Origin of the sequence: Streptomyces sp. NBC_00525 (genome assembly GCF_036346595.1) — a bacterium.
Lineage (GTDB): Bacteria > Actinomycetota > Actinomycetes > Streptomycetales > Streptomycetaceae > Streptomyces.
On sequence record NZ_CP107834.1, the window covers coordinates 1,343,586 to 1,361,046 of the forward strand.

Here is a 17,461-nt window from a genome sequence, read left to right on the forward strand (position 1 = left end):
AGGGTCGACGCGATGGAGACGGTCGCAGGAAATCCGACGGCGCCGCGGGCGGGCGGCACACGAACGGGCGCGCCGCGCCCCGCGCCGGAGCGGGGCGGGCCGGGTGACCGGGCCAGGGGCGCGCTGCTGGGACTCGCGGTCGGGGACGCGCTCGGCGCCCCGGCGGAGAACATGCGGCCCTCCGAGATCCGCCGCCGCTGGGGCCGCGTCGAGGGCTTCGTCAGCGACGATCCGGCGGGCACCGACGACACCGAGTACGCGATCTTCTCCGGGCTGCTGCTGGCCCGGCACGGCTCCGGGCTGACCGTCACCGACGTCGAGCGGGCCTGGCGGCTGTGGATCGCCGATCTGGACGAGGGCCCGTTCCGGGGCGCCGGGTTCAGCGAGCGCGGCACCCTGGAGAACCTGCGCCGGGGGCTGGCCGCCCCGATCTCCGCCCAGCACCGGCACGCCTGGAGCGACGGGCTCGCGATGCGGGCCGCGCCCTTCGGCGTCTTCGCGGCCGGGCGTCCCGCCGAGGCGGCCCGGCTGGTCGCGGTGGACGGCCGGGTCAGCCACGAGGGCGAGGGCATCTACGGCGGGCAGGCGGTGGCCGCCGGGGTGGCCGCCGCGATGTCCGGGGCCTCGGTCACCTCCGTGATCGCCGCCGCGCTCTCCGTCGTACCGATGGACTCCTGGACGGCCCGTTCGCTGCGGCGCGCGGTCACGGCGGCAGGGCGGCGGTACCCGGACCGGCTCACCGGGGAACGCGCGGTCCGTTCGGCCGTGGTGGTCGGCGGCTATCCGTGGACGGACCTGGCCCCGGAGGCGGTGGGCCTGGCGTTCGGCGCGTTCGCGGCGGCGCGCGGCGACTTCCGTACGGCGGTGCTGACGGCGGTCAACATGGGCCGGGACGCCGACACGACGGCGGCCGTGGCGGGCGCCCTGGCCGGGGCGCTGCACGGCGCCTCGTCGATCCCGCCGCCCTGGGCGGAGGCGATCGGCCCGGTACGCGGCAGCTGCCTGCCGTCGATGCGCGGCTACCACGTCCTGGACGTCGCGGACCTGCTGGCCCCGCCGGACGGACCGGCGGCCGGCGGGAGCGGGGCGTCGCGGGGTGCCGGGGCGGTGGCGGGGTGAGCCGCGAACGGCGGGGGCGGATCGAGGGGCTGCTGCTCGGGCTGGCCGCCGGGGACGCGGCGGGGTGGCCGGCCGCACGGCACCGGGCGGCCCGGATGCCGGAGTGGACCCGGCGCCTCACCCGCGAGCTGGACACCTTCGCCGAGCAGAACGCGACGACCACGCTCCCGGTGCCCATCGCGCTCAACCAGCCGCCCGAGCCACTGCGGCTGGGCCCGTCCGACGACGCCGAGTGGGCGGCGTTCACGGCCTGGACCGTGCTGGCGGCGGCCCCCACCGGGCGGGTGCGGGCCGCCGTGGCCGGGGCGTGGAACGCCCTGGCGGCCGAGGTCGCCGCGGCGGCGGCCCGCGCGCCCGAGGTGGAGTCCGCGGTGCTGCCGCTGCGCGCCCGGATCTCGGTACGGGCCGGGCTCGGCAACCTCGCCGCCGGGCTCCGGCCGCCCGCCACCGGCCACGACAACCCGCACTACTTCGACGACGCGGCATGCGTACGGGCGGCCGTGCTGGCGGTCGTCCACCCCGGCGACCCCGGTGCGGCGGCGGAGCTGGCGGAGTTCGACGCCCGCTACACCCAGGACGGCGACGGGGTGCACGGGGCGCGGGCGATGGCCGCCGCCTGCGCCGAGGCGCTGGCCGGGGCGGACGTGGACACGGCGGTGAACGCCGCGCTCGCCCAACTCCCGGACGGCACCGAGATCGCCCGCAACGCGGCCCACGCGGTGCGCATCGCGCGGGAGTTCGCCGGGGAGCGGGCCGGGGCGTTCGCCCTGGTCCCCGTGTTGGAGCACCAGATCGTGGACCACGTCTACAGCTACGGGATCGCCGCCGCCGAGACCGTCCCGGTGGCCCTGGCGCTGGCCACCGCGGGCCGGGGCGACCTCGCGCAGGCGGTGCCGGCGGCGGCCTGTCTGTCGCGGGTGGCGGACTCGGCGCCCGCGCTGGCCGGGGCGCTGACCGGGGCGCTGGGCGCGGCCGCCGCCGTGCCCGACGGCTGGCGCGAGACCTGCCGGACGCTGGCCGGCTGTGCGCTGCCCCGGTTCGCGGGCACGGATCTGGTCGAACTCGCCGGGCTGCTGGCAGACACGGAACCGGCCCTCCGGGGTGGACAATTCGGACATGACATCCACCGTGCCCCCGGCGCCCACGACGTCCCCCTCCCCCACGAAACCCCCGACACGCACAGCACCCGAGGCGCCCACGCTCGATGACCGGATCGCGGGCGCCCTCGTCGGCGCGGCGGTCGGCGACGCGCTGGGCGGCCCCGTCGAGGGCCGCTCCGCGGAGCAGATCGCCGCCCGGCACGGCGGCGGGGTCACCGGGATCGTCGGCCCCTGGGACGGCGAGGACTGGCGGACCGCCCGCCCCATCGCCCCGTACCACAAGGGCGACGGGCACGTCACCGACGACACCCTGATGACCCATGCGCTGGTCCGGGTGTACGCGAAGGTGCGCGGCCGTCTCGACGCGTACGCGGTCGCCGAGCACCTCGTACCGGAGCTGATCGGCGAGCCGCGCTGGATTCCGGAGCTGGAGGCCGAGGCGCTGCCGCTGCAGCGGGTCTTCCTCGCGGAGAAGTGGATCGTCGCCCGGCTGCACTACGGCCATGTCGATCCGCGCGAGGCGGGCTGCGGGAACATCGTCAACTGCGGGGCGGCGATGTACATGGCCCCGGTCGGCCTGGTGAACGCCGCCCATCCGCAGGCGGCGTACGCCGAGGCGATCGACATCGCGGGCGCCCATCAGTCGAGTTACGGCCGGGAGGCGGCGGGCGTCTTCGCGGCGGGCGTGGCCGCCGCCTGCGCGCCCGGCGCCACCCCGGAGTCGGTCGTGGAGACGTGTCTGTCGCTCGCCAAGGACGGCACCCGCTCAGCCATCGAGGCCGTGTGCGAAACCGCCGCCCGCCACCGGGACTTCGCGGCGGCGCTCGCCCCGCTGCGCGAGGCCGTCGCCCCGTTCGACACGGTGGGCCCGGACTACCGCGCCCCCTCGCTCGGCGCCCGCCGCCCCTCCCGGCTGCATTCCATCGAGGAGCTGCCCGTCGCACTCGGCATGCTGCTGGTGGCCGGCGGGGACTACCGGCGGGCGGTGCTCGGCTCCGTCAACTACGGGCGCGACTGCGACTCGATCGCCACCATGAGCGGCGCGCTGGCCGGCGCCCTGCACGGCGAGCGCGCCGTCCCCGCCGACTGGGCGGACGCCGTCGCCACCGCCAGCCGCCTCGATCTGCGCGCCCCGGCCCGGACCCTGGCCCGGGTGGCCCGTGAGATGTTCGCCCGGGACACCGCCCGCCGCCGGGCCCATGAGGCCGCCTTCACGACGCTGGCGGGCACCCCGTGACCACGGCGGTGCGGGTGACCTGGGTGCAGCCGGAGGACCTGGTGGGCCACGAGCTGCGGCAGGCCGCCGAGGACGGCCGCGACGCGCGCGCCCTCGCCCGCCGCTGGTACGAGGCCGGCGGCTCCCCCGCCCCGGAGCGCGCCGGGGCCTCCTCCCCCGGCGCCCCGCCCGGACTGCGCGCGGTCGCCGAACGGCTGCTCGACGAACTCGCCCTGCTGGAGTCCCCGCTGGCCGCCGACGAACCGGACGCCCTGGACGCGATCCGGGCCGCCTGCCCCCAGTGGCCGCGCCCCCGCGGCGGGCAGCCGGCGAGCCGGGAGCGGCTGCACGCGGCGTGGCTGGGCCGGGCCGCCGGCTGTCTGCTCGGCAAGCCGGTCGAGAAGCTGCCGCTGGCCGGCATCCGCGCCCTGGCCCGCGCCACCGGCAACTGGCCGCTGGACACCTGGTTCACCGGCCGGGGCCTGCCCGCACCGCTGGCCGCCACCTATCCGTGGAACCGGCGCTCCGCGGCCACCTCGCTCGCCGAGAACATCGACGGGATGCCCGCGGACGACGACCTCGACCACCCGCTCCTTGCCCTGCTGCTGCTCCAGCGGCACGGCACCGCGTTCACCACGGCGGACCTGGCCCGGCTGTGGCTGGAGGAGCTTCCGGCGGGGCGTACGTTCACCGCGGAGCGGATCGCGTACCGCAATCTGCTGGACGGCATCGAACCCCCGGACACCGCCCGCCACCGCAACCCGTTCCGGGAGTGGATCGGCGCGCGGATCCGGGCCGACGTGCACGGCTGGACCCGGCCCGGCGACCCGGCCGGCGCGGCGGAGCAGGCGTACCGCGACGCGGTCCTCAGCCACACCGGAAACGGCGTCTACGGCGCGATGTTCACGGCGGCGGCACTGGCCGAGGCGGCGGCCGGCGAGACCGATGTGCACGGCTGCCTGGCCACCGGGCTGCGCGTGGTGCCGCCGCGCTCGCGGTTCGCCCGCGCGGTACGGGACGGCATCGCCGCCGCCCGCGCGGAACGGGACTTCGATACGGTCGTGGACCGGCTGCACACGGCGTACGGCAGGTATCACTGGGTGCATGTGCTGCCCAACGCGGCCCTGCTGGCCGCCGCCCTCACCCACGCCGACGGCGACTTCACCGGCTCCATCTGCAAGGCGGTGTCCGGCGGCTGGGACACCGACTCCAACGGGGCGACCGCCGGTTCGCTGGCCGGGCTGCTCGCCGGACGGCCGGACGCGCTGCCCGAGCGGTGGACCGCGCCGCTGAAGAACCGGCTCGCCACGTCCGTCCCCGGCTTCGACGCGGCGGGTTTCGACACCCTCGCCGCACTCACCCACCGGCTCACCCACGAGGAGGCACTCCGCCCATGACCAGAGTCGCGGTGCTCGGCAGCACCAATATGGATCTTGTGGCCTACGTCGACCGGGCCCCCGAGCGCGGCCGGACCGTCACCGGCCGCGAGTTCCGCACGATTCCCGGCGGCAAGGGCGCCAACCAGGCCGTCGCCGCCGCCCGCGCGGGCGGGGACGTGCTGATGATCGGCGTGGTCGGCGACGACGAGTACGGCGTGCGGATGCGGGAGAACCTGGAGCACTCCGGGGTGGACACCGACCTGCTGCACACCGTCGAGGGCCCCAGCGGCACCGCGCACATCGTGGTGGACGCGACGGGCGCCAACTCGATCGTGGTCGTCCCCGGCGCCAACGGCACCATGACCGCGCTCGGACCGGGCGAGATGGCCGCCATCGCCGAGTCCGACCTGCTGCTGCTCCAGCTGGAGCTGCCGCTGTCCGCCGTGATCGAGGGCGCCCGGGCCGGCCACGCCCAGGGCGTACGGACGGTGCTCACCCCCTCCCCGGTGCGGGAGCTGCCCGCCGAACTCCTCGACCACATCGACCTGCTGGTCCCCAACGAGCACGAGGCGGCGGAGCTGTCCGGCTACGACGATCCGCACGCGGCGGCGGAGATCCTGCTCGCCCAGGTCCCGGCGGTGCTCATCACGCTGGGCTCCAAGGGCTGCCTGTACGCGGACCGGGCCGGCCGCGCCACCCTCTTCCCCGCCCCGGAGGTCACCGCCGTGGACACCACGGGCGCCGGCGACACCTTCGTCGGCACCCTGGCCGTGGCGCTCGGCGAGGGCCGCCCGGTGCCGCAGGCCATCGCCTGGGCCTCGGCCGCCGCCGCGCTCTGCGTGCAGAAACCGGGCGCCTCGGTCTCCATGCCGTACCGCAGCGAAATCGACACCGCGTGAGCGCCCCCGCGGCGCCGCCGCTGACCGGACTGCGGGTCGTCGATCTCGCCACGCTCTTCGCGGGCCCGCTCTGCGCGACGATGCTGGGCGACTTCGGCGCCGAGGTGATCAAGGTCGAGCATCCGGTGCGCCCCGACCCCTCGCGCGGCCACGGGCCCGCGAAGGACGGCATCGGCCTGTGGTGGAAGATCCTCGGCCGCAACAAACGCAATCTGACGCTCGACCTCTCCGCCCCCGAGGGCCGCGAGCTGCTCCTGCGGCTGGCCGCCCGCACCGATGTGGTCATCGAGAATTTCCGGCCGGGCACGCTGGAGCGGTGGGGCCTGGGCCCCGACGAGCTGCACGCCGTCAACCCCCGGCTGGTGCTGGTGCGCGTCACGGGCTTCGGCCAGTTCGGCCCGTACGCCCACCGGCCCGGCTTCGGGACGCTCGCCGAGGCGATGAGCGGCTTCGCGGCGATCACCGGGGAGCCGGACGGGCCGCCGACCCTGCCGCCGTTCGGCCTGGCGGACTCGATCGCCGCGCTCGCCACGGCGTACGCGGTGATGGCGGCGCTGGCCGGCCGGGACCGCACCGGCGAGGGCCAGGTGGTGGACATGGCGATCATCGAGCCGATCCTGACCGTGCTCGGCCCGCAGCCCCTCTGGTACGACCAGCTGGGTTACGTACAGCCGCGCACCGGGAACCGCTCTCGCAACAACGCCCCGCGCAACACCTACCGCACCTCGGACGGGCAGTGGGTGGCCGTCTCCACCTCCGCGCAGTCCGTCGCGGAGCGGGTGATGCGGCTGGTCGGCCGGCCCGACCTGATCGACGAGCCGTGGTTCGCCTCCGGCTCCGGGCGTGCCGAGCACAGCGACGAGCTGGACGAGGCCGTCGGCCACTGGATCGGCCGGCACTCCCGCGAGGAGGCGCTGTCCGCGTTCGAGAAGGCGGAGGCCGCCATCGCACCGGTCCAGGACGTGCGGGACGTGCTGGAGGACCCGCAGTACCGGGCGCTGGACTCCGTCACCGAGATCGACGACCCGGAGCTGGGCCCGCTGCGGATGCAGAACGTCCTCTTCCGGCTCTCCCGGACGCCGGGCGCGATCCGCTGGGCGGGCCGCCCGCACGGCGCCGACACCGAGGAGATCCTCACCGAGCTGGGGCTGAGCGGGCCGCAGATCGAGGCGCTGCGGGCGGAGCGGGTGCTGTGAGCGCGGCGGCGGCCCCGCTCACCCTGCTGTACGTGCCCGGCGACCGGCCGGACGTGGTGCTCAAGGCGGCCGGGTCGGGGGCGGACGTGGTGATCGTGGACCTGGAGGACGCGGTCGCCCCCGACCGCAGGGAGTACGCCCGCGCCGCGACCGCCGAGCTGCTGTCCGGCCCGCCGTCCGCCGGGGCGCCGCCCTTCCACGTCCGGGTCGGCGACGAGGCGGACGTGCGGGCGCTGGCCGGGCTGCCGGGGCTCGCGGAACTGCGGCTGCCGAAGATCACCCACGCCGCGTCCGTCCACCACATCGCGGCGCTGGCCCCCGGGGTCGCCCTCTGCCCGCTGCTGGAGTCGGCCCTCGGCATCGAGCACGCGTACTCGGTGGCCTCCGCCCATCCCCAGGTCCGGGCCGTCGCGCTGGGCGAGGCGGACCTGCGCGCCGATCTGGGCGTACGGGAGGACACGGGCCTGGACTGGTCGCGCAGCCGGGTGGTGGTCGCCGCCCGCGCGGCCGGTCTGCCGCCACCGGCGCAGTCGGTCTTCGCGGACGTCCGGGACCTGGACGGGCTGTGGTCCTCCTGCGCCCGGGGCCGGGCGCTGGGCTTCCTGGGCCGGGCGGCGATCCATCCCCGGCAGCTCCCGGTGATCGAGCGGGCGTTCCGCCCGACGCCGCAGGAGGTGGAGGCGGCCTGGGAGGTCGTGGAGGCGGCCCGTGACCGGGCGGGCGCCCAGGCCCTGCCGGACGGCCGTTTCGTCGACGCGGCGGTGGTCGCGCAGGCGCGGCGGACGCTGGCGCTGGCCCGGCGGAAGCGGTGACCCGCCGCATCGCCCACCACGACGGCGAGGGGCCGCCGGGAATCCCGGCGGCCCCTCACTCGGCTCTGCGCGGCGTCAGCCCTTGGCTGCTTCCGCCGTACCGTCCGCCTTCGGCGCGTCCGCGATCGCGTCCGCACTCGTGTCCGCGTCGGCGTCCGCGTTCGTGTCGGCGGACTCCACCGGGGCCTCGGACTCCTCGGCGGCACTGTCCTTCGCCTCGTCCGGGGATTCCGCCGCCTCGGCCGCCTTGGGCTCGACGATCTCCTCGCGGCCCGGCCGCAGCTTCGCGGAGACCACGATGTACGTCACCGCCAGCGCGAACACGATGATCGCGGTCCACACGTTGAGCCGCAGGCCCAGGATGTGGTGCGCCTCGTCGACCCGCATGTACTCGATCCAGGCGCGCCCGGCGCAGTACGCGGCGACGTACAGCGCGAACGCCCGTCCGTGTCCGAGCTTGAAGCGGCGGTCCGCCCAGATCACCAGCAGCGCCACTCCGACGCACCACAGCGACTCGTACAGGAAGGTCGGGTGGTAGGTGCCGGCGACCCGGTTGGGGCCCTCGCTGATCTTGAGCGCCCACGGGACATCGGTCGCCCTGCCGTACAGCTCCTGGTTGAACCAGTTGCCCCAGCGGCCGCAGGCCTGGGCCAGGGCGATACCGGGGGCGAGGGCGTCGGCCCAGGCGGGCAGCGGGATGCCCCGGCGGCGGCAGCCGATCCAGGCCCCGACCGCGCCCAGCGCGATCGCACCCCAGATGCCGAGGCCGCCCTGCCAGATCTTGAAGGCGTCGACCCAGTTCTCACCGTCGCTGAAGTACAGCTGGTAGTCGGTGATGACGTGGTAGAGCCGTCCGCCGACCAGGCCGAAGGGCACCGCCCAGACGGCGATGTCGGCGACGGTGCCGGCGGTGCCTCCTCGGGCGACCCAGCGCTTGTTGCCGAACCAGACGGCGACGAAGACACCGATGATGATGCAGAACGCGTAGCCGCGGAGCGGGATCGGTCCGAGATCGATCACGCCGGTCGACGGGCTGGGAATGTAGGCAAGGTTCATGGCAGCTTCGACGCTACCCTGCCGGACGGGAGGTACGGCAACCCGTCCGGCAACTTCTGGGTAACGAGCGGGTCATCGATCCCCCGGCCGGTCCCGGTCCGGTTCCCGCGGGTGCGTTACGGCGTGGCCGTGGCGGTGCCGGGCTTCTTGCCCTTGTTGGCCTCGGCGACCCACTTCTCGAAGTTCTCCACGGTGATCGCCTCGTCGCCCTTCTTCGGGAAGATCGACTCGCCGTTGAGGAGCGCCGTGGGGGTGCCCTGGAAACCGCCGTCGCGGAAGGCCTGGTTGGACTTCTGCACCCAGGTGTCGTGCTTGCCGTCCTCGACACAGGAGCGGAATCCGGGCGTGTCCAGCCCGTCCACCTTCTTGGCGAGGTCGATCAGCTTGTCGTTGTCGCCGAAGGCGTCGTCGGTCTCCGGCGGCTGGTTCTGGTACAGCACGTCGTGGTACGCGGAGAACTTGCCGGCGTCCTGCGCGCAGGCGGCGGCGTTGGCGGCCTTGAGGGAGCCGCTGCCGCCCATGTTGCCGTCGATGATCGTGGCCAGGTGGTAGTCCACCTTGATCCGGCCGTCGCGCTCCATCCGGTGGATCGTGTCCCGGAACGCGTTCTCGAACTGGGCGCAGACCGGGCAGCGGAAGTCCTCCCAGATCGTGAGGGTGGACGGGGCGTCGTCCGCGCCGACGCGGATCGCCAGGGCGTCCTTGCCGGTCGCGCCGGACGGGGCGACGGCCGGCCCCGACGCCTTGGACTTGTCGCTCTTGCCGTCGGTGTTGGCCGCGATCACCCCGACCACGGCGGCCAGTCCCAGCACCCCCACCACGGCCGTCGACACGATCAGCGTCCGGCGCCGGCGATCGCGCGCCTTCGCCTGTTCGCGCTGCTGCATCAGCCGGTCTCGCGCGGCCCTCTTACCCTGTTGGTTCTTCTCGCTCACACCGCAGGAACGACCCGGAGAGGCACTCGCGTGCCTCTCCGGGCCCAGGTCCACCCGTTCGGGTTACCTCGGGTGTCAGCGCTTTCGAACACCTTCGGCAAGGTCGGCCGCCAGTGACCGGACGGCCGCGAGGCCGGCCGCCTCGTCGGGGGCGTCCAGCATCCGCTTGACGAAGGCCGAGCCGACGATGACGCCGTCCGCAAAGCCGGCGACCTCGGCCGCCTGCGCGGCGTCGGACACGCCGAGGCCGACGCAGACCGGCAGCTCGGTGGTGGCGCGGGTGCGCCGGACCAGGTCCTGCGCCTGTGCGCCGACCGAGGCGCGGGTGCCGGTGACGCCCATCAGGGAGGCGGCGTACACGAAGCCGGAGCCCGCATCGGTGATGGTGGCGATCCGTTCGTCCCTGCTGCTGGGCGCGACGACGAAGACGGTGGCCAGGCCGTGCCGCTCCGCGTGCTCGCGCCACAGCGCGGACTCCTGGACCGGCAGGTCGGGCAGGATGCACCCGGCGCCGCCCGCCGCGGCCAGTTCGGCCGTGAAGCGCTCGACGCCGTACCGGTCGATGGGGTTCCAGTACGTCATGACCAGGATCGGCGCCCCGGTCGCCTCGTACGCCTCGCGCACCGTGCGCATCACGTCGGCGATCCGCACGCCGCCGCGCAGCGCGATGTCGTCGGCGGTCTGGATGACCGGCCCGTCGAGCACCGGGTCGCTGTGCGGCAGCCCCACCTCGACGACGTCCGCGCCGCCCTCGACGACGGCCTTGACGGCCTCGATGCCGCCGTCGACGGTCGGGAAGCCGGCCGGGAGGTACGCGATCAGCGCGGCCCGGTCCGCGGCCCGCGCGGCGGCGAGCGTGCTGTTCAGCAGTTCGATGTTGCCGGTCACCGGACGTCCCCCTCGATCTCCGCGTTCGCACCGTCGGCGTCCGCCTCGACGGCGGCGTCCGTGTCGTACAGCCCGAAGTAGCGGGCCGCCGTGTCCATGTCCTTGTCGCCGCGTCCGGAGAGGTTGACCAGGATCAGCCCGTCCGGGCCCAGCTCCCTGCCGACCTCCAGGGCCCCGGCCAGCGCGTGCGCGCTCTCGATGGCGGGGATGACGCCCTCGGTGCGGGAGAGCAGCCGCAGCGCCTGCATGGCCGCGTCGTCGGTGACCGCGCGGTACTCGCCGCGGCCGATGTCCTTGAGGTACGCGTGCTCCGGGCCGATGCCGGGGTAGTCCAGGCCGGCCGAGATGGAGTACGGCTCGGTGATCTGGCCCTCGTCGTCCTGGAGGACGTAGCTGCGCGAGCCGTGCAGGATGCCGGGCTCGCCCGCGGTCAGGGTCGCCGCGTGCTCGCCGGTCTCCACGCCGTGTCCGGCGGGCTCGCAGCCGATGAGGCGGACCCCGGCGTCGGGCACGAAGGCGTGGAAGAGGCCGATGGCGTTGGAGCCGCCGCCGACGCAGGCCACGGCGGCGTCCGGCAGCCGGCCGGCCCGCTCCTGGATCTGCCGCCGGGCCTCCACGCCGATGACGCGGTGGAAGTCGCGGACCATCGCCGGGAAGGGGTGCGGGCCCGCCACCGTGCCGAAGAGGTAGTGGGTGCGGTCCACGTTGGCCACCCAGTCGCGGAACGCCTCGTTGATGGCGTCCTTGAGGGTGCGCGAGCCGGACTTCACGGCGATGACCTCGGCACCCAGAATCCGCATGCGCGCCACGTTCAGCGCCTGCCGCTGGGTGTCGATCTCGCCCATGTAGATGGTGCAGTCGAGGCCGAAGAGGGCGCAGGCGGTCGCGGTGGCGACGCCGTGCTGGCCGGCGCCGGTCTCGGCGATGACCCGGGTCTTGCCCATGCGCCGGGTGAGCAGGGCCTGCCCCAGCACGTTGTTGATCTTGTGCGAGCCGGTGTGGTTGAGGTCCTCGCGCTTGAGGAAGATCCGTGCGCCGCCGGCGTGCTCGGCGAAGCGGGGGACCTCGGTGAGGGCGCTGGGCCGTCCGGTGTAGTGGACCATCAGCTCGCCGAGTTCGGCGGCGAAGGCGGGGTCGGCCTTGGCCTTCTCGTACTCGACGGCGACCTCGTCCACGGCGGCGACCAGCGCCTCCGGGATGAACTTGCCGCCGTACGCGCCGAAGTAGCCCTCGGCGCTGGGGATCAGACCCTCCGGGTCCGGGATGAAGAAGTCGGAAGACATGCGGAACGTGCTCCTCGTCGTGGCGGGGCGGATGACACCGTCTGCGCCGTGGGCGGAGCGCCGCCGCGGCCGGTGACCGGGGCGGTTCCGGCCGCACGGGACCGCGCCCTGGTGGGCGGGGTCGGTGCGGCGGCCGGGGCTCGCTCTACAGCGCGGGCCCCGTGCGCCATCGCATGCCGTTGACCTGGCCGGGCTCGGCCCCGATCACGTACCGCACCCGCCGGCCGCGCACACGGCGCGCCGGGGCCCGGCAGCCGCGGTGCCACGAGGGCAGCGCGCAGCTCAGCGGCTCGGGGTGCGGGAGGAGGGACACGGCCGGGTCAGCCCCGCCCGTGGCGCAGGGCCGGGTGGGCGCCGGCGGCGACCAGGTCGGCGACGGCGGCGCGCGGGTCGCGGCCGGTGACCAGGGACTCGCCGACCAGGACGGCGTCCGCGCCGGCGTTGGCGTAGGCGATCAGGTCGTGCGGGCCGCGGACGCCGGACTCGGCGACCTTGACGATGTGGTCCGGGATCTCGGGGGCGACGCGCTCGAAGGTGGAGCGGTCGACCTTGAGGTCCTTGAGGTTGCGCGCGTTGACGCCGATGACCTTGGCACCGGCCGCCACGGCGCGCTCGGCCTCCTCCTCGTCGTGGGCCTCGACCAGGGGCGTCAGGCCGATGGACTCGGCGCGCTCGATCAGGGAGACCAGCGCCTCCTGTTCCAGGGCGGCGACGATCAGCAGCGCGAGGTCGGCACCGTACGCGCGCGCCTCCCACAGCTGGTACGAGGTGACGATGAAGTCCTTGCGGAGGATCGGGATGTCCACCTTGGCGCGGACGGCCTCCAGGTCGGCCAGCGAGCCGCCGAAGCGGCGCTGTTCGGTGAGGACGGAGATGACGGACGCCCCGCCGGCCTCGTAGTCGGCGGCGAGCGCGGCCGGGTCGGCGATCGCGGCGAGCGCGCCCTTGGAGGGGCTGGAGCGCTTGACCTCGCAGATGACGTTGACGCCCTCGCCGCGCAGGGCGGCGACGCCGTCCTTGGCGCGCGGGGCGCGGGCGGCGCGCTCCTTGAGCTCGTCGAGGCCGACCTGTGCCTGCCGCTCCGCGAGGTCGGCGCGGACGCCGTCGATGATCTCGTCGAGCACACTCACGCGAGCGGCCCCCTTCCGGAGCGGTGGCAGAAAACGTATCGGGCCGGGGATCAGCCACTCCGATGGTATCCGCAGGTGGCCACCGTGCCCGCATCCGGCCACCCGCTGTCCCATTCCCTGGGACTTCAGGGGGCCAGCGCCGAGCCGAACGGCAGGTTCCGGACAAGGGTGAAAACCAGCAGCAGGGCCCCGATCGCCCACCAGTGCACCGGCCGCAGGCCGATCCGCAGGGGCTTGCCGCGCACCTCGCGGACCAGCCACACGGCCCACAGGACGGCGAAGATCGCGTACCCGGCGACGGCCAGGGCGTTGGCGCCGAAGGCGGCGGCGAGGTCGCCGTGGGCGAAGGCGTGGGCGCTGCGCAGGCCGCCGCAGCCGGGGCAGTAGATGCCGGTGAACCGCAGCAGCGGGCAGACGGGGTAGTGGCCGGGCTGGTTCGGGTCCACCGTGGCGACGTAGCCGAAGGCGCCGATGACGGCGGCCAGCACCCCGGCCGGGACGGCGATCCGGCGCAGCCGGGAGGCCCCGGCGGGGGCGGTGGGGAAGAGCGGCGGCGGGCCGGAGGCGGGTCCGGGGGCCGCGGGGGCGGGGTTCGGTGAGGCGTCCACCCGGTGATTGTCGCCGCTGACGCGGAAAGGCGCAGCCCGGTCCGGGCTGCGCCTCGCGTGCGTACGTCCGGGGGTCAGGACGCCTGCGCCTGGCCGGCGCGGGCACGGGCGGCGGTCAGCTCGGCCGACTCCTTCGGCGCGCCGAGGCCGGCGGCCTTCATGCCGACGCCGACGACACCACCGAGAAGGACGACGCCCATGCCGGCCCAGAAGCCGAGCGGGTTGGCCGCGACCATGAAGACGCCCGCGACGCAGAAGCCGATGAAGGCGATGATGACACCGGTCCAGGCGGCCGGGGTGTGTCCGTGGCTGCTGCCCGCCATGAGTTGCTCCTCGTTGGTGTTGCGCTGTTGGAATCGCTCGGGTCGCTGTGCCCACGGCCCGTGCCGCTGTGCCAGCTCGCTGTCATTGTCCCGTACGTGTGGGTAGGACGTGAGCTGGGGGTCATGCCTCGCGCGTCGGGTCCTCGCCGCGGTCCAGGGCCTTCCACAGATCCTCGGGCCGGTCCGGGTCGAGGGGGCGGGGGGCCTTGCGGGGGCGGGGGGTTCCGTCGCGCTCGTAGCGCCCGGACATCGTGGGCCAGCGGTTGCCGTAGCGCAGGGCGAGCAGCCCGGCGAGCAGGATCAGCAGTCCGCCGGCCGCCGTGACGTAGGGCCAGGCGGTGTGGCTGAGGGCGGTGATGGTGGTGGCGGTGTCGCCGCTGGTCTGCGCGGCCTTCTCGTCGAGCGCGGCGCTGTCGGACGCGCCGAGGAAGGCGCTGAGCGCGGCGCCGAGTCCGCTGAGCGCGAGGAGTCCGGCGACCAGGCGCCGGCTGTTGCCGCGCACGGCGAAGACGGCCACCAGGGCGGCCAGGCCGACGATCGCGAGGGCGGCGGGGAGTCCGGTGACGTCCTGGCCGTCCGCGCTGAGCGGGAGGGCGCCGCCGCCGACCGGGGCCGTGCCCTCGGCCCAGGTGCGTCCGGAGGCGAGCAGGACGACGGTCGCGCCGGCCGCCCCGAGGAGCAGGCCGGCGGCCAGGGTGCGGCGGCTTCCCGGCGCGTCGGGCGCGGCGGCGGCTTCGGCACGGGGCTGGGGTACGGGGACGGCACTCACGTACTCCACTATCCCTCACCCGCCCCGAACGCCCCACCGCGCCCCTCGGCGCAGCGCGGCGGGCAGGTCAGGCGCCGCCCAGCCGGTTGGCGGTGTGGACGGCGCGCAGGACGGCCGCGGCCTTGTTGCGGCACTCGGTGTCCTCGGCGGCCGGGTCGGAGTCGGCGACGACGCCCGCGCCGGCCTGGACGTAGGCGGTGCCGTCGCGCAGCAGGGCGGTGCGGATGGCGATGGCGGTGTCGGAGTCCCCGGCGAAGTCGAGGTAGCCGACGCAGCCGCCGTACAGGCCGCGGCGGGTGGGTTCCAGTTCCTCGATGATCTGGAGGGCGCGGGGCTTGGGGGCGCCGGAGAGGGTGCCGGCGGGGAAGCAGGCGGTCAGCACGTCGAAGGCGGTGCGGCCCTCGGCGACCCGGCCGGTGACCGTGGACACGATGTGCATGACGTGGGAGTAGCGCTCGATGGACATGAAGTCGACGACCTCGACGCTGCCCGGCTCGCAGACCCGGCCCAGGTCGTTGCGGCCGAGGTCGACGAGCATCAGGTGCTCGGCGCGTTCCTTGGGGTCGGCGAGGAGTTCCTCGGCGAGGGCCTGGTCCTCCTGCGGGGTGGCGCCGCGGTGCCGGGTGCCGGCGATGGGGTGGACCATGGCCCGGCCGTCCTCGACCTTGACCAGGGCCTCGGGGCTGGAGCCGGCGACGTCGAAGCCGTCGAACCGGAAGAGGTACATGTACGGCGAGGGATTGGTGGCGCGCAGCACCCGGTAGACGTCCAGGGCGCTCGCCGTGCACGGGGTCTCGAAGCGCTGCGAGGGGACGACCTGGAAGGCCTCGCCGGCCCGGATGCGCTCCTTCACGTCCTCGACGGCGTCCTGGTAGGCGGGGCCGCCCCAGAGCGCGGTGTACGGGGGGAGTTCGGAGGGCGGCAGGGTGGCGGGGGCGTTCTCGACGGGACGGCGCAGGTCGCGTTCCATGGCGTCGAGGCGGGCGACGGCGTCGGCGTGCGCCTCGTCCACGCCGGTGGCCAGGTCGTTGTGGTTGATGGCGTTGGCGATGAGCAGGACGCTGCCGTCCCAGTGGTCCAGGACCGCCAGGTCGGAGGTGAGCAGCATGGTCAGCTCGGGGAGCGCGAGGTCGTCGCGGGCGCTGTCGCCGATCTTCTCCAGGCGGCGCACGATGTCGTAGCCGAGGTAGCCGACCATGCCTCCGGTGAAGGGCGGCAGGCCGGTCTCGCGGTCGTGCGGGGTGTGCAGGGCCTCGATGGTGGCGCGCAGGGCGTGCAGCGGGTCGCCGTCGACGGGGACGCCGACGGGCGGGGTGCCGAGCCAGTGGGCCGCGCCGTCGCGGGTGGTGAGCGTGGCGGCGCTGCGTACGCCGATGAAGGAGTAGCGCGACCAGGTGCGGCCGTTCTCCGCGGATTCGAGGAGGAAGGTGCCGGTGCGCTCGCCCGCGAGCTTGCGGTAGAGGCCGACCGGGGTGTCGCCGTCCGCGAGGAGGCGGCGGGTGACGGGGATGACGCGCCGGTCGACGGCCAGCTTGCGGAAGGTGTCGAGGTCCATGGCCGCAGACCCTACTGTCCCCGGAAGAGGACGTCGTCGTCGAAGCAGGTGCGGGCGCCGGTGTGGCAGGCGGCGCCGGTCTGGTCGACCCTGACCAGGACGGTGTCTGCGTCGCAGTCGAGGGCGACGGACTTGACGAGCTGGATGTGGCCGGAGGTGTCGCCCTTGACCCAGTACTCCTGGCGGCTGCGCGACCAGTAGGTGCAGCGGCCGGTGGTGAGGGTGCGGTGCAGCGCCTCGTCGTCCATCCAGCCGAGCATCAGTACCTCGCCGGTGTCGTACTGCTGGGCGATGGCCGGGACCAGCCCGTCGGCGCCGCGCTTGAGGCGGGCGGCGACGGCCGGATCGAGGTCGCTGGCGGTGCGGGGGGTGCCGGGCGGGGGCGTGCTGGTCATGGGGACCATTGTGCCGTGGTGGCGCGGGGTGTCCGGAGGTGCGTCCACTGGGCGGACGGGCGGCGGCGGTCGTACGCTGGCGGGCATGTCGACCCATGCCAAGCGCGAACGTCTTCTGCTCGCCGACCTGTTGGAGGCGGCGGGTCCACATGCCCCGACGCTGTGCCAGGGCTGGACGGCCCGTGATCTCGCGGCCCATGTGGTGGTGCGCGAGCGGCGGCCGGACGCGGCGGCCGGGCTCGTCATCGGGCCGTTGAAGGGCCGCCGGGACCGGGTGATGGCCGAGTTCACGGCGAAGCCGTACGAGGAGCTGATCCAGCTCATCCGTACGGGCCCGCCCCGGATGTCGCCGTTCGGCCTGAAGCAGGTGGACGAGGCGGCGAACACGGTGGAGTTCTATGTGCACGCGGAGGACGTGCGCCGGGCGCAGCCGGACTGGTCGCCCCGCGAGCTGGACCCGGTCTTCTCGGATGTGCTGTGGTCGCGTACGGAGAAGGCGGCGCGGATGCTGGGCCGGAAGGCGCCCGTGGGGCTGGTGCTGCGCCGCCCGGACGGGCAGACCGCGGTGGCGCACCGGGGGGCGCCGGTGGTGACGGTGACCGGTGAGCCGGGCGAGCTGCTGCTGTTCGCGTTCGGGCGGCAGGAGGCGGCGCGGGTGGAGCTGGAGGGCGAGCCGGACGCGATCGGCCGGATGACGACGGCGAAGCTGGGCATGTAGCCGGTGCACGCGCCCGCCCCGGCCGGGCGGGCATGCCGCGGGGCGCCCTCCCGGTGGAGGGCGCCCCGCGGTGGTGCACG

The 17,461-nt window shown here is 74.9% G+C and carries 19 protein-coding genes; 8 read left to right on the plus strand and 11 right to left on the minus strand.

Annotated features, from left to right (window positions below; all coding sequences use genetic code 11):
• Positions 1-12: 12 nt before the first annotated feature.
• From OG710_RS05935 to OG710_RS05965, 7 genes are read left to right on the plus strand one after another with little or no spacing between them, the layout of a single operon-like run.
• Positions 13-1,119 (plus strand): ADP-ribosylglycohydrolase family protein, encoded by a 1,107-nt coding sequence (locus tag OG710_RS05935; RefSeq protein WP_330238382.1) that lies wholly within the window; start codon positions 13-15, stop codon positions 1,117-1,119.
• Complete coding sequence (locus tag OG710_RS05940; protein ID WP_330238383.1) at positions 1,116-2,327, plus strand: ADP-ribosylglycohydrolase family protein; 1,212 nt, start codon at positions 1,116-1,118, stop codon at positions 2,325-2,327. The genes OG710_RS05935 and OG710_RS05940 overlap by 4 nt, the downstream gene beginning before the upstream one ends.
• A complete protein-coding gene (locus OG710_RS05945) occupies positions 2,236-3,456 on the plus strand; it encodes an ADP-ribosylglycohydrolase family protein (protein WP_330238384.1) in 1,221 nt (406 codons plus the stop codon). The genes OG710_RS05940 and OG710_RS05945 overlap by 92 nt, the downstream gene beginning before the upstream one ends.
• Positions 3,453-4,832, plus strand: a complete 1,380-nt coding sequence (locus tag OG710_RS05950) for an ADP-ribosylglycohydrolase family protein (RefSeq protein ID WP_330238385.1) — start codon at positions 3,453-3,455, stop codon at positions 4,830-4,832. The genes OG710_RS05945 and OG710_RS05950 overlap by 4 nt, the downstream gene beginning before the upstream one ends.
• On the plus strand, positions 4,829-5,713 hold the full coding sequence (gene rbsK, locus OG710_RS05955; protein WP_330238386.1) for a ribokinase: 885 nt from the start codon (positions 4,829-4,831) through the stop codon (positions 5,711-5,713). The genes OG710_RS05950 and rbsK overlap by 4 nt, the downstream gene beginning before the upstream one ends.
• Complete coding sequence (locus OG710_RS05960; RefSeq protein WP_330238387.1) at positions 5,710-6,909, plus strand: CaiB/BaiF CoA transferase family protein; 1,200 nt, start codon at positions 5,710-5,712, stop codon at positions 6,907-6,909. The genes rbsK and OG710_RS05960 overlap by 4 nt, the downstream gene beginning before the upstream one ends.
• Positions 6,906-7,721, plus strand: coding sequence for an HpcH/HpaI aldolase/citrate lyase family protein (locus OG710_RS05965; RefSeq protein ID WP_330238388.1), 816 nt, complete (start codon positions 6,906-6,908; stop codon positions 7,719-7,721). The genes OG710_RS05960 and OG710_RS05965 overlap by 4 nt, the downstream gene beginning before the upstream one ends.
• Positions 7,722-7,796: 75 nt before the next feature.
• Here the strand turns inward: OG710_RS05965 and lgt are convergent, their stop codons facing one another.
• From lgt to hisI, 11 genes are all read right to left on the minus strand, one after another.
• A complete protein-coding gene (gene lgt / locus OG710_RS05970) occupies positions 7,797-8,777 on the minus strand; it encodes a prolipoprotein diacylglyceryl transferase (RefSeq protein ID WP_330238389.1) in 981 nt (326 codons plus the stop codon).
• A gap of 116 nt (positions 8,778-8,893) precedes the next feature.
• Positions 8,894-9,712 carry a thioredoxin domain-containing protein gene (locus tag OG710_RS05975; RefSeq protein ID WP_330238390.1) on the minus strand — a complete coding sequence of 273 codons (819 nt, stop codon included), beginning with the start codon at positions 9,710-9,712 and terminating at the stop codon, positions 8,894-8,896.
• Positions 9,713-9,787: 75 nt separating this feature from the next.
• The gene (trpA, locus tag OG710_RS05980) at positions 9,788-10,600 is read right to left on the minus strand and encodes a tryptophan synthase subunit alpha (protein WP_330238391.1); all 813 of its coding nucleotides are present in this window, start codon (positions 10,598-10,600) and stop codon (positions 9,788-9,790) included.
• Positions 10,597-11,883 carry a tryptophan synthase subunit beta gene (gene trpB / locus OG710_RS05985; protein WP_330238392.1) on the minus strand — a complete coding sequence of 429 codons (1,287 nt, stop codon included), beginning with the start codon at positions 11,881-11,883 and terminating at the stop codon, positions 10,597-10,599. The genes trpA and trpB overlap by 4 nt, the downstream gene beginning before the upstream one ends.
• A gap of 145 nt (positions 11,884-12,028) precedes the next feature.
• Positions 12,029-12,169 (minus strand): tryptophan biosynthesis modulator TrpM, encoded by a 141-nt coding sequence (trpM, locus tag OG710_RS05990; RefSeq protein ID WP_443064317.1) that lies wholly within the window; start codon positions 12,167-12,169, stop codon positions 12,029-12,031.
• Between the two features lie 34 nt (positions 12,170-12,203).
• Complete coding sequence (trpC, locus tag OG710_RS05995) at positions 12,204-13,013, minus strand: indole-3-glycerol phosphate synthase TrpC (protein WP_330238394.1); 810 nt, start codon at positions 13,011-13,013, stop codon at positions 12,204-12,206.
• A gap of 125 nt (positions 13,014-13,138) precedes the next feature.
• Complete coding sequence (locus tag OG710_RS06000) at positions 13,139-13,621, minus strand: DUF2752 domain-containing protein (protein WP_330238395.1); 483 nt, start codon at positions 13,619-13,621, stop codon at positions 13,139-13,141.
• Between the two features lie 74 nt (positions 13,622-13,695).
• The gene (locus tag OG710_RS06005; protein WP_330238396.1) at positions 13,696-13,944 is read right to left on the minus strand and encodes an HGxxPAAW family protein; all 249 of its coding nucleotides are present in this window, start codon (positions 13,942-13,944) and stop codon (positions 13,696-13,698) included.
• Between the two features lie 121 nt (positions 13,945-14,065).
• Positions 14,066-14,722: a TIGR02234 family membrane protein gene (locus tag OG710_RS06010; protein WP_330238397.1), complete on the minus strand. Its 657-nt coding sequence runs from the start codon at positions 14,720-14,722 to the stop codon at positions 14,066-14,068.
• Positions 14,723-14,780: 58 nt separating this feature from the next.
• Positions 14,781-16,268: an anthranilate synthase component I gene (locus OG710_RS06015; RefSeq protein WP_330238398.1), complete on the minus strand. Its 1,488-nt coding sequence runs from the start codon at positions 16,266-16,268 to the stop codon at positions 14,781-14,783.
• Positions 16,269-16,279: 11 nt separating this feature from the next.
• Positions 16,280-16,663 (minus strand): phosphoribosyl-AMP cyclohydrolase, encoded by a 384-nt coding sequence (gene hisI, locus OG710_RS06020; protein ID WP_330238399.1) that lies wholly within the window; start codon positions 16,661-16,663, stop codon positions 16,280-16,282.
• 85 nt (positions 16,664-16,748) lie between these two features.
• Between hisI and OG710_RS06025 the strand changes: the two genes are divergently transcribed.
• Positions 16,749-17,381 carry a TIGR03085 family metal-binding protein gene (locus OG710_RS06025; protein ID WP_111332769.1) on the plus strand — a complete coding sequence of 211 codons (633 nt, stop codon included), beginning with the start codon at positions 16,749-16,751 and terminating at the stop codon, positions 17,379-17,381.
• Positions 17,382-17,461: the final 80 nt, after the last annotated feature.

Excerpts from the sequence above, each read along its gene's own strand:
- OG710_RS06025 (WP_111332769.1), top strand. The coding sequence starts at position 16,749 with ATGTCGACCCATGCCAAGCGCGAACGTCTTCTGCTCGCCGACCTGTTG.
- rbsK (WP_330238386.1), top strand. The coding sequence starts at position 4,829 with ATGACCAGAGTCGCGGTGCTCGGCAGCACCAATATGGATCTTGTGGCC.
- lgt (WP_330238389.1), bottom strand. The coding sequence starts at position 8,777 with ATGAACCTTGCCTACATTCCCAGCCCGTCGACCGGCGTGATCGATCTC.
- OG710_RS06015 (WP_330238398.1), bottom strand. The coding sequence starts at position 16,268 with ATGGACCTCGACACCTTCCGCAAGCTGGCCGTCGACCGGCGCGTCATC.
- trpB (WP_330238392.1), bottom strand. The coding sequence starts at position 11,883 with ATGTCTTCCGACTTCTTCATCCCGGACCCGGAGGGTCTGATCCCCAGC.
- OG710_RS05945 (WP_330238384.1), top strand. The coding sequence starts at position 2,236 with ATGACATCCACCGTGCCCCCGGCGCCCACGACGTCCCCCTCCCCCACG.
- hisI (WP_330238399.1), bottom strand. The coding sequence starts at position 16,663 with ATGACCAGCACGCCCCCGCCCGGCACCCCCCGCACCGCCAGCGACCTC.
- OG710_RS05935 (WP_330238382.1), top strand. The coding sequence starts at position 13 with ATGGAGACGGTCGCAGGAAATCCGACGGCGCCGCGGGCGGGCGGCACA.
- OG710_RS06005 (WP_330238396.1), bottom strand. The coding sequence starts at position 13,944 with ATGGCGGGCAGCAGCCACGGACACACCCCGGCCGCCTGGACCGGTGTC.